13 protein-coding genes are annotated in these 12,520 nt (G+C 51.8%); 4 read left to right on the top strand and 9 right to left on the bottom strand.

Translation table 11 applies throughout. The features are described from left to right. Positions 1-52 precede the first annotated feature (52 nt). On the bottom strand, positions 53-937 hold the full coding sequence (locus O3W44_RS00695) for a LysR family transcriptional regulator (protein WP_269291589.1): 885 nt from the start codon (positions 935-937) through the stop codon (positions 53-55). Positions 938-1,036: 99 nt separating this feature from the next. On the opposite strand from O3W44_RS00695, the gene O3W44_RS00690 reads away from it, so the two are divergent. After that, positions 1,037-1,762: an SDR family oxidoreductase gene (locus O3W44_RS00690; protein WP_269291587.1), complete on the top strand. Its 726-nt coding sequence runs from the start codon at positions 1,037-1,039 to the stop codon at positions 1,760-1,762. A gap of 18 nt (positions 1,763-1,780) precedes the next feature. Here O3W44_RS00690 and O3W44_RS00685 read toward each other — a convergent pair whose 3' ends face one another. Further along, a complete protein-coding gene (locus O3W44_RS00685; RefSeq protein ID WP_269291586.1) occupies positions 1,781-2,179 on the bottom strand; it encodes a VOC family protein in 399 nt (132 codons plus the stop codon). A 120-nt stretch (positions 2,180-2,299) separates the two neighbouring features. Between O3W44_RS00685 and O3W44_RS00680 the strand changes: the two genes are divergently transcribed. The 3 genes from O3W44_RS00680 (at position 2,300) to O3W44_RS00670 (ending at position 5,083) form a co-directional block, all read left to right on the top strand. Beyond that, positions 2,300-3,520 carry a diguanylate phosphodiesterase gene (locus tag O3W44_RS00680; RefSeq protein ID WP_269291585.1) on the top strand — a complete coding sequence of 407 codons (1,221 nt, stop codon included), beginning with the start codon at positions 2,300-2,302 and terminating at the stop codon, positions 3,518-3,520. A 106-nt stretch (positions 3,521-3,626) separates the two neighbouring features. After that, complete coding sequence (locus O3W44_RS00675; RefSeq protein WP_269291583.1) at positions 3,627-4,367, top strand: nitroreductase family protein; 741 nt, start codon at positions 3,627-3,629, stop codon at positions 4,365-4,367. Positions 4,368-4,453: 86 nt separating this feature from the next. Then, positions 4,454-5,083, top strand: a complete 630-nt coding sequence (locus O3W44_RS00670; protein ID WP_269291582.1) for an alanyl-tRNA editing protein — start codon at positions 4,454-4,456, stop codon at positions 5,081-5,083. Positions 5,084-5,129: 46 nt separating this feature from the next. On the opposite strand, the gene O3W44_RS00665 is transcribed toward O3W44_RS00670, so the two are convergent. From O3W44_RS00665 to O3W44_RS00635, 7 genes are all read right to left on the bottom strand, one after another. Further along, a complete protein-coding gene (locus O3W44_RS00665) occupies positions 5,130-6,656 on the bottom strand; it encodes a sodium:solute symporter family protein (RefSeq protein ID WP_269291581.1) in 1,527 nt (508 codons plus the stop codon). Further along, entirely contained in the window at positions 6,653-6,922 is a 270-nt protein-coding gene (locus O3W44_RS00660; protein WP_269291580.1) for a hypothetical protein, read from the bottom strand. The genes O3W44_RS00665 and O3W44_RS00660 overlap by 4 nt, the downstream gene beginning before the upstream one ends. Positions 6,923-7,092: 170 nt before the next feature. Continuing rightward, positions 7,093-7,956: a choline kinase family protein gene (locus tag O3W44_RS00655; protein WP_269291579.1), complete on the bottom strand. Its 864-nt coding sequence runs from the start codon at positions 7,954-7,956 to the stop codon at positions 7,093-7,095. Between the two features lie 70 nt (positions 7,957-8,026). Further along, a complete protein-coding gene (locus O3W44_RS00650) occupies positions 8,027-8,956 on the bottom strand; it encodes an aminoglycoside phosphotransferase family protein (protein WP_269291577.1) in 930 nt (309 codons plus the stop codon). Positions 8,957-9,011: 55 nt separating this feature from the next. Continuing rightward, entirely contained in the window at positions 9,012-10,244 is a 1,233-nt protein-coding gene (locus O3W44_RS00645; RefSeq protein WP_269291576.1) for a M20 family metallo-hydrolase, read from the bottom strand. Then, a complete protein-coding gene (locus tag O3W44_RS00640) occupies positions 10,183-10,980 on the bottom strand; it encodes a DeoR/GlpR family DNA-binding transcription regulator (RefSeq protein ID WP_269291575.1) in 798 nt (265 codons plus the stop codon). Before O3W44_RS00640 ends, O3W44_RS00645 begins: the two co-directional genes overlap by 62 nt. A gap of 45 nt (positions 10,981-11,025) precedes the next feature. Next, the gene (locus O3W44_RS00635; protein WP_269291574.1) at positions 11,026-12,456 is read right to left on the bottom strand and encodes an amidase; all 1,431 of its coding nucleotides are present in this window, start codon (positions 12,454-12,456) and stop codon (positions 11,026-11,028) included. Between the last annotated feature and the right edge of the window lie 64 nt (positions 12,457-12,520).

The following is a 12,520-nucleotide window of genomic DNA, read 5'->3' as shown; positions in this document are numbered from 1 at the left end:
CCCTGCCACTGACGCCGCGGTTATCGCTGCGTCAGAAAATGACGCTTTCGTTTCACATCCGGACATGATCAATCAACGCCCGAAGCTTTGGCGCAAGTTGCTTTCGGCTGGGAAAGTAGAGGTAAAAGCCCGCAAAGGTCGGTAACCAGCTATCCAGTAAAGACACAAGTTCACCACGATCAAGATAAGGCCGGAAGGTTTCTTCCATACCAAAGGTAATGCCTCCCCCTGCACAGGCGGTACGTATCATCACTCTCATGTCATTGGTCGTGAGCTGGGGGTTGACTGCCACATCAAACTCACGTCCCTGATCGGCGAACTCCCAGCGATAGGGTGACAGCCCAGGCATTTTGCGCCAGCCGATACAGCGATGATGGATTAGTTCGTTTGGATGCTGCGGTGTGCCATAGCGCGCCAGGTAAGCGGGAGCAGCCACAGCAATTTGCCGCTGGGGTGAAGACACGGGCACTGCAATCATATCCTGCGCGATGATCTCACCCAGCCGCACACCTGCGTCATAGCCTTGCGCCACAATATCAAACTCATCATCAGTGATAGTGATATCCAGTTCAATGTGGGGAAACTGCCCGATAAAGGATGCCAGCAATTCACCGTTCATGATCCGCTCCGCAATTGACGAAACCGCCAGCCGCAGTTGCCCGCGCGGTTCTCCCGACAGCTCAGTAATATCCACAACAGCGCGATTAAGCTGAGCAATCGCTGGAGCCACTTCTGCATACAGCCGCTCACCCGCTTCCGTCAGGCTGATACTGCGCGTCGTGCGGCGCATTAAGGCGATATTGAGCCTCTCTTCGAGTCGGCGCAGCGCCTGGCTGACCGCTGGCCGCGTCACACCTAATTTTTCTGCCGCGAGGCGGAAATTACGGGTTTCGGCTACCGTGACAAACACATCGAGCGCATTTTTATCCAGCTGCATTGGTTAGTTTCCGTTACCAGTACATTAATTATTGAGTGGGTTATCTTTAGAGTCTAACGCGCCTAAGATCGTTTTGAACATCTGAACAGGAGCGTATTTATGAATAACAAAGTGATTTTAATTACCGGCGCGTCGAGCGGTATCGGCGCAGGCATCGCACGGGAACTGGCAACGCCGGGTAACCGATTATTGTTAGGTGCACGGCGTGTAGAACGTTTGCAAACGCTGGCTGATGAGCTGCGTTTTAATGGCGCAGAAGTAGAAATTCAGTCACTCGACGTTACCCGGCGCGAGTCGGTCCAGCAGTTTGCCGATAACGCATTACAAAAATGGGGCCGCATCGACGTTATGATCAATAACGCGGGCATTATGCCGCTTTCACCGCTGAAATCGCTAAAAGTGGACGAGTGGGATCAGATGATCGATGTGAACATCAAAGGCGTGCTGTATGGTATTGCTGCGGTGTTGCCCACAATGCTGGCGCGGGAAACGGGCCACATCATCAATATTGCTTCGATTGGTGCGCTGGCCGTCACGCCTGGGGCTGCTGTGTATTGCGCCACCAAGTTTGCCGTCCGGGCAATCTCAGACGGATTACGTCAGGAAAACACCCAGTTGCGCGTAACCTGCGTACATCCTGGCGTGGTAGAAAGTGAACTCGCCAATACCATTACTGATAAAACGGCTGCGGACGCGATGGCAAGCTACCGTGCCATTGCGTTACAGCCCGATGCCATTGGCCGTGCGATCCGCTATGTCATAACACAACCGGATGATGTGGATGTCAATGAGATCGTGGTACGTCCCACCCGAACCACGCAGTAAAAGTCATCACTTGCGCTGTTATTCAGCATTACAAAACAGCGCAAGCTTGTTTCCCGCCGGATCGCGCAGATAAGCCACGTAGAAATGACAACTGTATCGCTCTCGCACGCCGGGAGCGCCTTCGTCTGTACCACCAGCGCATAAACCTGCCCGATAAGCTTCATCCACGAGTCGACGGCTTTTCACCCGAAACCCCGGCATCATGCCATTTGCGGGCACAGCCTCGTTGCCATCCCAGGGTCGCGCAATAAAAACAGCACCCGGCCCATTCACTCTGTCCGGGATGTCAGGAAGCGAGAAAACCAGCCTGCCGTCATCGTTCTCCTTTATATAACCGAGCGGCAGCAAGACGGCTTCATAAAAACGGCCAGAAAGATCAACATCATTTGCACCGATAAAGAGATAGCTCAGCATCATGATTCCTGTTTATTGGCGAAAATCTGACAATTACAGCACAAATTGAAAGCATAACCAGACAAACCTGTAATCGCTTCTGCTAATCTATGCCAGGTAAAGGTAGAGAATCCGAGACCCCCTATGCTGTCGACCCTGATTTACCGTAGCCGTCTGTCTGTAGAGGTTGCATTAGACGTGCTTGAGCAAGTCGTTGCCCGTGCAAAAGTTAATAATGAAAAGATTAACGTCACCGGCATTTTACTGTTCGATGGCGAACATTTTTTTCAAGTATTAGAAGGATCTGTTGAAAGCGTAAATGCGGTTTATGACCGTATCAGTAAGGATACCCGACATTATAACCTTGTCGAACTTTTACGCGATTACGCCCCTTCACGCCGGTTCGGTAATGCAGGGATGGAGCTGTTTGATCTCAGATGCTACGACAAAGCGTCAGTTTTGCAGGCTGTGCTGGCCAAGGGGACATCGCAATATGCTTTGACCTATGATGACCGGGTGCTGAAATTTATCCGCACCTTTGTCGCCGGTAATAATAAAGAGGCTTTTATTAATACAGGTTCATCAAGCCGCTGGGATTTAATTCAACAGCCCGCTGTTGCGCCTCAAAAATCGCGCTTTATGCAGAAAGATCAGGCGTGTCAGTTTGCATTGCAACCCATTGTTGATGTCGCCAACCGAGAGATTATCTCATTTGAAGCACTGATCCGTAGCGCAGAAGGTGGCTCTCCGGCCACCTACTTCGCTTCATTAAGCAAAGATCAACTCTACCAGGCGGATGTTGAATCAAAGCGCACCGCTTTCGCACTTGCTAAGCATATTGGTCTGGTTAATCAGACCCTTTCGGTTAATTTGCTTCCTATGTCGCTGGTCATGAACAAAGGAGCCGTTGATTTTTTACTTGAAGAGATTAAATTTCATGGGCTTGTGCCGGAACAGGTGGTGGTAGAAGTTACCGAAGATGAAGTGATATCCCGTTTTGATGAATTTGAGATTGCCATTAATCAGTTGCGTTCAGCTGGCATTGGACTTGCCATAGACGATTTTGGTGCAGGGTTTGCCGGGCTTTCATTACTGGCACAGTTCCAGCCTGAAAAAATTAAAATAGATCGCAATATAATCTGTGATGTTCATAAGAGCGGGCCGAAGCAGGCTATCGTTCAGGCAATGATTAAATGTTGCTCACTGCTGGAGATTTCTGTCATCGCTGAAGGTGTCGAGAAAATTGAAGAGTGGTTATGGCTTGAAGCCGCAGGTATACGCTATTTTCAGGGATTTTTATTTGCCCGGCCTCAGCTTAATGGTTTACCCGCCGTCAACTGGCCTGAAAAGAAAAAACGTGCGTAATGGATTATTACGATTGTCATGGCGCTATTTTCTCGTGACGGCATGTGATGTTAAACGCCTGAATTACAGTGTCGTATAGTCTCCAGCGTTTATAACTGGAGGCAAAATGAACCCTGTTTTTGATGTGCTTACAGCGCATAAAAGTGAACGTAGTTTTACCGCGCAGCCAATTGATGAAGCGGTCATCGATCGCATTATTACCTCAGCCTACCGCGCGCCCACTTCTGTTAATTCACAACAGGTTTCGGTGGTCGTAACACGCCATGCTGAAACGCGGGCACAGATCGCTGCTATTGCCGGTGGACAACCCTGGATAGCAAAAGCGCCGCTGTTTATTACCTTTGTGCTGGATATGCATAAATCGCGTCTGGCGATGTCGGCTATCGATAAAGAACAGATCGCCCAGCAGAGCATCGAAAGTATTGTTTCTGGCTCAACCGACGTCGGTATTGCCCTCGGCGCGGTCATGGCAGCAGCTCGCGCGGAAGGCCTGGGCATCGTGCCAATTGGCGGCATTCGACGTGATTCTGAAGCCATGATTAACCTGCTTAACCTGCCGGAATATACCTTCCCGGTCGTGGGTATCGCTATCGGTTATGTGGACGAACCGGCGCACCAAAAACCGCGCCTGCCAATGAGCACCTTCCGTCACGAAGAGACGTATCAGACTGCGGGTCTGGAAGAGAAAATTGCCGGTTACAATCACGAGATGGTGACGCACTGGCAAAATATCGGTCGCACTGATGGTGAAAGCTGGAGCGAAAGCGTCAGCGGCTATTATGAAAAGATTTACTTCCCGGATGTACTCTCTGCGCTGCTGAAGCAGGGATTCGGTAAAGATAAATAAGTTCAGTACGTTCCCACTGCGTAGACCTCGCGCAGTGGGAGATCCGCGCGTTAATCGCGTTCCGCAGATTCTTTTCAGGTGTGACAATGACCCTCAGGCGTTATCTGGACAGTGATGATTTAAAAATGAATACCGCGGTTATAGCCTGTGAACCCATTGAAGAGGGCCGTTACCATGTCTTACTGGAGGCGACCCTGTTTCACCCACAAGGCGGCGGACAGCCTGCGGATATTGGCACCATCGGTGATGCACAGGTTCTCAACGTTTTTCAGGATGAAAGCGGCATTGTTCATATAACCGATCGTCCTGTAAACAGAGGCATGGCCGCAATTGCTGTGGAAGCGGAAAACCGGCAGACGAATACGCGCATGCACTCTGCCGGGCATCTTATTGGCTATGTTGGTGAGCAGGCAGGATGGAAAGCGATTAAAGCCAATCATCGCCCCGGTGAAGGACGTGTGGTTTTTGACGCAGCGGATAACGGCACGCCGCTCACCGTCACAGACTTTAATGCACAAGTGAATCGCCTGGTAAACAGCAAACTTTTACGTCACCAGTATATGGAAGGCGAAACGCGAAAGGTAACCTGGGGCGATTTGCCGCCTTATGCATGCGGCGGCACACACGTTGCGTCAACCGAAGAAACCGGAACCGTAGAAATAACCGCAGTAAAATTAAAGAAAGGGGCGCTGTCTGTTTCTTATACGCTGAGCTAAGTGAAGCCTCCCCGTTATTCGGGGAGACTTAAACAGATCGCAGAGATTAATTTAATACGGGTTTTCCTGCAGGCTGCGCCGGACGCTCAGCTAGCGCAAATAACGCCTCTACCCGCGCTTTTTCCGCTGCATCGACCTTAATCATGACGCCACAGACGATGAAGACCAGTACGTTTCCTGCCAGTCCCACTATGCCGCTGGTAAGCGAACCCAGCGCCGGAATATCATCCGGATAAAAGACCGTAAGCACGATAGCAATCACAATACCGGTCAGCATGCCCGTCAGTGCGCCCTGTTTATTGCCGAATCGACTGAAAATGCCGAAGAACAGCGGGACGGCCAGTTGAATAATGCCCTGATAGGAAATTTGTGCCAGCAACTGCAAACGTGCGTAGTCAAAGGTCAGATAGGCCAGCAGCGCGGCAGCAATGATAAACACTGCCATGCCGGACTTCGCCAGCAGTGTCAGTTGGCGATCGCTGCGTGGTTTGCTCCAGGTGGCAAGATCGTTCGCGAATTGTGTACCACATACCTGAACACAGCCATCGACATGCCCAATACTGGCTGCCAACACAATCACTAATGCAAGCGCCAACAGCCACGGCCCACCTTGATCGAACAGCGCGGTAAAGAAACCGTTCTGCGGATTCGCCTGTACGCCAGGATCCTGACTTACCGCCGTCGCGAACAGCATCAAAATGGCGTAGAAACCGCCCACCAGCAAGATTGTCAGTAGCGTGCCTTTCTTCACCGAGCGAATACCGCTTGCCGTGTAAATACGCTGAAAGCTCATCGGCCAGCACATTGATCCCACCACACCGGTGAAAATCAGGCTGAACATATACCAGTTGCCATAATGGCTGCCTTCGGCGCCCGGAACCTGCAACATCGCTGGCGGTAAGCCTGAAAGCTGGCTGTAACCATGATCGCCGGTAAACAGTAAAATGATGCATACCAGCGCGCCCAGCCCATAAGCGATGATGCCCTGATACATATCGGTCATGATTAAGCCGCGCATTCCCATGCTGACCGTCCAGTACTGGCGTATCAGAATCAACAGAACGCCCGCCATCAAACAGGTCGTCACGCTCCAGCGACCAAAGCTGGCAAACTCTACCAGCAGTGCTAATGCCTGGATTCCCATAACTACCCACGGAAATACACAGATGATGCCAATAACAGAGGCCACGCGCTTCACGGCCGGGCTGTTGAAGCGCATCCCCAACAAATCAGGTTGAGTAGTCAGGTTGAAATGCTGTCCCCATTTCCAGGCACGACGGGCCATTAAATACATAGCCGTCACGCCGAGGGTAGAATAAACAGCCCCGTAAAATCCAATCACACCGCTTACCGATAAGGCAAAGAAAGCGGTGAACGTCGCACCCGGCCACCAGGAGTTGGTATAACTCATCGCGATATACCAGGGACCATAAGATCGCCCCCCTACAGCATAATCGGTAAATGAGGTGCTCTTACGGTTGGTAGCATATAAAACAGCAATCATAACCGCTAAAAATAAGCCGATCATGCCGAAGGTAATAAAATAGTGTGGTTCAGCAGCAGAGATATTCATGACTGTTCCTCATCTTCGGGTATTTCCCCAAATGCACACTCGGCGAGATACATCACCCAAAGACCAATGCCAAGAAAAACGGCAATTGATAACCAGTAAATAATAGGTAATGGCACGCCCATAATTAAATGTGTACTACCGCTGACGCTTAAATAAAGCGGCGGAAAAAGAGCAAAAAAGAGTAATACTGACAGATAAAGGGCAAAAACTTTATTTTTTAAACTGATTCTTGCGCGCATATTGTGCGCCATAATCATAGAGCTCATGGCCACCTCCAGACAGAGTTGATAGTAGGTTCGCACTCCCTTACCTGCTGAAACTCACCCCTTCCCTGTAATGAACGGGTATAAACGACATGCAACAATGACTCCCCAGTCACAATGTGGATACCGATAACCGTTTTATTTAAATAAAAATTAAATTCCCAGACGGGTCATTAAACCGCGCGTAACCAATTTTCCCAGTCAGGATGATTAAGCACGCTACGCGCCCGCATGGCTTTCCATGCACCATATTTGGAAAAATCGAATGCGATATCCGCCAACTTATGTTGTATGATTGCCCAGGTTGACCACTTCATATCGGCAAGATATTTATAAATTTGTATGCGGGCAAAACAGGCGTTATCGACTTTGCCAAAATAGTCTTCTAATAATTCGCGTTCAATTTCTGGCGTAAAAAACATTTCACCAAACCAGAGCGCCAGTTCATAACAGCGATCGTTATTCGATGCATATTCGAAATCCACTAAACGAATATCTTGATGTTGATTCAACATGAAATTGCCAGCCAGCGTATCATTCATGCAGGGAACCAAATCCAGACCACTCGCCTGTAACGCATTACGCGCACGCGCGCTCTGTTTATGTAACCAACCTGCATCAGCCGATAACGGTGCGCCAAGAGCGTTGACCTGTTCCCTGTGCTCATCAAGCATATCGAACACCGTCTTGGTTTGGGTAAGTAATGGCTGATCGTTAAAGCTCTTCAACGCTTTTAATGCGCAATAACGTATTTCACGTTGTTGAAAATCCTGATTAGAAGAAGCACGCCAGCCCTCCATAAATTCAAATATTTCCACACCCAGCTCGCGTAGATAAGCCACAACCTGAGCACCATAGCCTGTTGCCGCTGCTTTGAGACTGGCTTCATGTGCCGTATCCCGATTGATGAAACGCTCAGTGCCTTCACCAGGGATTTTGACAAAGTAGCTGACTGATGAGCCCGCGACTTCCACATGCCAGTTGGCATTTGAAATTCCCCGCTCACTGGGCGATACACAATATCGCACGCCTGCCATTCAGGCATGGCCGCAATGGCTTGCTCCAGCCGCTGCTCCTGCCAGGTCACAGCCTCTCCCGGACGCTTACTCATGCTGCACTCCCCGCCACAAGGGCTAACCATCGTTCAAGACGTGGATCGCGGGCGCTTTGGCGACAGCGCAACAGCGTCCACTGACCGACCTTTGCAAACTCCAGTCCCCGTGGGCTGGTATGACTGTTGTAATATCCCCACAGCGTCCAGTAATAGTCATCGATCAGCGCATATAAACGACAGCGTGCATAATCAACCTCGCTGCACTCGCCCCGCCAGGCCGTTATTGCTTCACGCCACTGATCGTCGAATGGCATGCGCTCATTCAGCAATACCGCAACATCGAACCAGGGATCACCCTGTGAGGCATAATCAAAGTCCAGCAATTGCCATTCACCGCGATCGCTGACCAGCCAGTTGCTGGCGATAGGATCGCCATGGATGAGTACCGGGGAGTTGGTTTGTGCCGTTAACGCTGCCCATGCCAGATCAACACATTCGGCCAGCCAAACCATTTCGTCCGGTAACGTGACGCCCGCTTTCTGACAACGCTGACGCAGCAGCTGCATATCATCCTGCCGCGTTTGCAAAGGCAACGTAACGGTATGCAGGCGATCAAGCATCTGCGTTAACCGACTAAAGTGTTGCGGCTGCATCAGCTGGTCTAGCGTTGCCCAGCGCCAGCTGTGATCCAGCGCGACATAAATCACTACGCCCTGCTCAATGTCCGCGTGCACCAGTTGCGGCGACAAGCCTTGCTCCGCAGCTGCACGTCCGGCGGCTACGCTACGCGCAACGTCAATCAATGCCCTTTGATCATCGTAAAGCACTTTGGCATACAGGTTCTGTGTGGCGCTTTTAACCTTAAATCCCGCCCATTCAGTCGCGACGCGATGTGGCGATGCCACACCCGGTGTGCCGGACTCTGTTGACCACGCGGTTGTGGGTTGCCACGCGCTGAGTACCTGCTGTAAGCGATCTATCATGACACCCCTCCCGCCGGAGCCGGTGGTTGCACACAGAGATCGGCCAGCAGCGCCATCAATAAATCCATCCCCGGTATAAGTCGTCTGAGGCGGTGAATTCTTGCTCGTTATGCGATATTCCCCGATGGCTTGGCACAAACAGCAAGCAACTTGGGCAGCGATAGCTCAGGCTGATGGCATCATGTCCGGCTACCGTGCGCATCGGCATGGCGCTTATGCCCCGTTGCGCCGCCTGTGCCAGAGCGCGTTGTGCCAGTGAAGGATCCATTTTCTGACGCGGTCTGAACTGAGAATGCGTTAAGCTGACATCGGTAGACGTTGACTGCGCAATAGCCTGAAGTACCTGAGCAAAGCGTTCCCCGGTGGCCTGTAACAGCACTTCATCTGCGGAGCGAAATTCAATAAAGAGTGTGGCTTCTCGCGTGACGACATTGGGCGAATTTGGCGCAGTTTCCAGGCGCCCTACTGAGGTATGCAGCGCCAGCCCCTGTTTATCTGCCTCTTCGCGCACAGCAATAATGGTTTTAGCCGCCGCCAGCAAAGCATCACGGCGACTCGCCATTAATGACGGACCGGTATGATTTTGCTCACCGCGAAAAGTCACCTGCCATTTAATTGCCGCCCAGGTTTCTGTTACTACCCCGAGCTGCGTCCGCTGCTGTTCCAGATGCGGACCCTGCTCAACATGGATTTCTACATAGGCCGCCAGCGGCAGTTCCGGCAGCGGTTTACCCCGGTATCCAATGCTGCTCAGTGCATCACCAAGCGTTATCCCTTCGGCATCCTGGCAGGCCAGCGCGGCTTCCAGCCTCATGGCACCGGTAAATACTGCGCTGCCAGTCAGGCTGGGTTGAAAGCGCGCGCCCTCTTCATTGGTCCAGTTGACCACGGCAAGATTAAGCTGTGCCTCATCAGGCCGCTGTTTCATCTGTCGCGCCAGGCTGGCAAGCGTAACAGCACCGGCAGTCACGCCAAATGCACCATCAAAACGACCGCCATCAGGCTGGCTGTCAAGATGGGAACCACACAGCAGCCAGGGCGCTCCGGGACGAAGCGTCAGTAAGCCAAAAATATTGCCGATTTCATCAACATGAACCGTAAAGCCTCGCTCACGCAGCCAGTGACAAAACGCATCGCGCATCGCGCCATCTTCGGCGCTGGCTGTCAGACGATGCAGTCCGCCACCCGCAGTTGCCCCGATGGCACTGCTTTGCGCAAACAACGCATCAAAGGCCTGATAATCGCCTGGCATCATCCGCGGCAGCACCGGGATGGAGGATATTGACATGGGCTTTCTCCAGACTTGTTATAAAATTTTCCGCTGGCAGCACGTTTGTGATCAACACATCAACGGCAGTAAACGGCAAGGTGTTTACAAACGTTCGCAGACCAAATTTTCCTTCATCGGCCAGAATGACGCTCTGGCGGCAGTGTAAGCTCAGCACCCGGCGCAATAACGCTTCAGGCTCTTCGTAATCCATAAAACCGTTTTGCAGATCGATTGCCCCAATCCCCATAAAGGCAATGTCGTAATGAAACTGTTGAGCAAATGCCAGCGTGTGCGGGCCAGTCAAGGCGTTATCGTTTCGCCGTACCCGACCAGGCGTTAATGTCACGGCGTTGTCACTCTGCTGCGTCAGCAGGTTGGCAATATCAAGTGAATTGGTGATCACTTTTAATCGTGAAAACTGCGTCAACTGATGGGCCAGCGCCAGCGTTGAGGTGCCGGTATCCAGAAACAACGCCATGCCCTCTTCAATTAACGTACTGGCAAGTTGAGCGATACGTCCTTTTGCGCGTGGTTTAATACGGCTGCGAATTTGCAGTGGCTGCTCTTCACTGGGGACCGGTAAGATGGCACCGCCATGTACGCGGCGCAGCACGCCCTGCTCTTCCAGATATTTTAAATCGCGGCGGATGGTCTCTTCAGACACCACAAAACGCTGTGCTAATCCGCTAACGCGAACGCGTTTGTCGCTGCTGATTACCCGTTTGATTTCATCCAGACGCGGCTGATTAATCATCTTTTTCTCTCACTATCTGCTGTAAACACCGCAGTATAACCATGCCTACGTAAGGACTGGCGGCAGATGCTGATCCCAGGGCATTAATGCTTCCAGCGCAGCGCAGAATTGCAGCACATCACCCTCGGCATAACGGCGTCCAACCACCTGTAATCCCACCGGTAAACCCTCGGGAGTGAAACCACAGGGTAAGGTGGCAGCGGGATTGCCGCTGAGATTGAAGGGCCAGGTAAAGGGTGTCCAGCGCGCCCACTCAACACCACTCTCTCCTTCCGGTTGATCAACGGGGGTATGTCGGTCTGCCGCGAAAGGTAAGATCGGTAAAGTGGGAGTAATTAACAGATCAACATCGTCAAACAGCGCATGCACCTGATTAGCAAAAGCAGCTCGCTGTTTCTGGGCAGCAAGATAATCGGCCAGACTGATGTTAGCCGAACGAGTAATCAGGTCAGCAAAACCGGGATCCAGTTGATCAAGCTGATTAGCCAGCGCCGCACCATAGGCAATACCACGTCCACCGGTCCATAACGTATTGAACGTTTCAAACGGGCTTTGCCACGTCAGCGTCTCGGTGCGAATTTCTACCGGTAAGGCGTGCGCGAGCAGATTTACTGCCTGTTTCACTCGCGAGGCGATGGCTGGTGAAACCGGTGTATCAAACAGGGTCGGGCTAAAATGTACACGTAGCGGTTTGAGCGGTTGGTTGCAGCGGGCCAGATAAGATTCGCCTTTGTCAGGGAGCGCCTGATGATCGCGTGCATCGGGTCCCGAAAGAATATCGAACAGCAGTGCGCTGTCCCGTACAGTGCGTGTCATCGGACCGGCATGACTCAGCATTTCAGTTGCGGACCAGGGCCAGGTTGGAATGCGGCCAAGAGAACCTTTTAAAGCGAAAATGCCACAGAAAGCGCCGGGAATACGCACCGAGCCGCCACCATCTGACCCCAGCGCGGCGGGTACCATGCGTGCGGCAACGCTAATAGCCGAGCCAGAGCTGGAGCCGCCACTGGTTAAGGTGGGGTTCCAGGGATTGCGTCCGTGACCGAAAAGACGCGAAAAACTTGAGCCGGTCCAGCCAAACTCCGTGGTTGCCGTTTTGCCTAAAATAATCCCGCCTGCCGCTTTTAACCGCGTTATCACCGGCGCATCGCTGTCGGGAATAACATCAACCGAGCTGAGCGAACCTTTTGTGGTGCGCAGACCTGCGGTTGAAAACAGATCCTTAATACCAAAAGGAACACCATGCAGTGGACCGCGTGAAATTCCCTGCGCAGTTTCACGATCGCAGGCTTCAGCTTCACAAAGCGCCGCGTCAGCATAAACATCACCAAAGGCATTAAGTGTGGGATTGTGGCTTTCAATGGAACGAAGACACCGCGTTACCAGCGCCACACTGGTGAGTTTTTGCTGCTTAATTAATCTTGCCGCAGTCACCAAATCAGGCATTAGCCCCGGTGTATTTTCGCTGTTACCCATTTTTTCTGCTCTGCTCTCGCTAAGTCATCTTGAAATGATATTGACGTTAGCGCAGAGAAGGCGC

The organism is Pantoea sp. LMR881 (assembly GCF_027157825.1).
In the GTDB taxonomy this organism is placed as follows: Bacteria; Pseudomonadota; Gammaproteobacteria; order Enterobacterales; family Enterobacteriaceae; genus Pantoea; species Pantoea haifensis.
The sequence above is the reverse complement of the archived record's forward strand: the minus strand, read 5'-3'. Positions and strand labels throughout refer to the sequence as shown.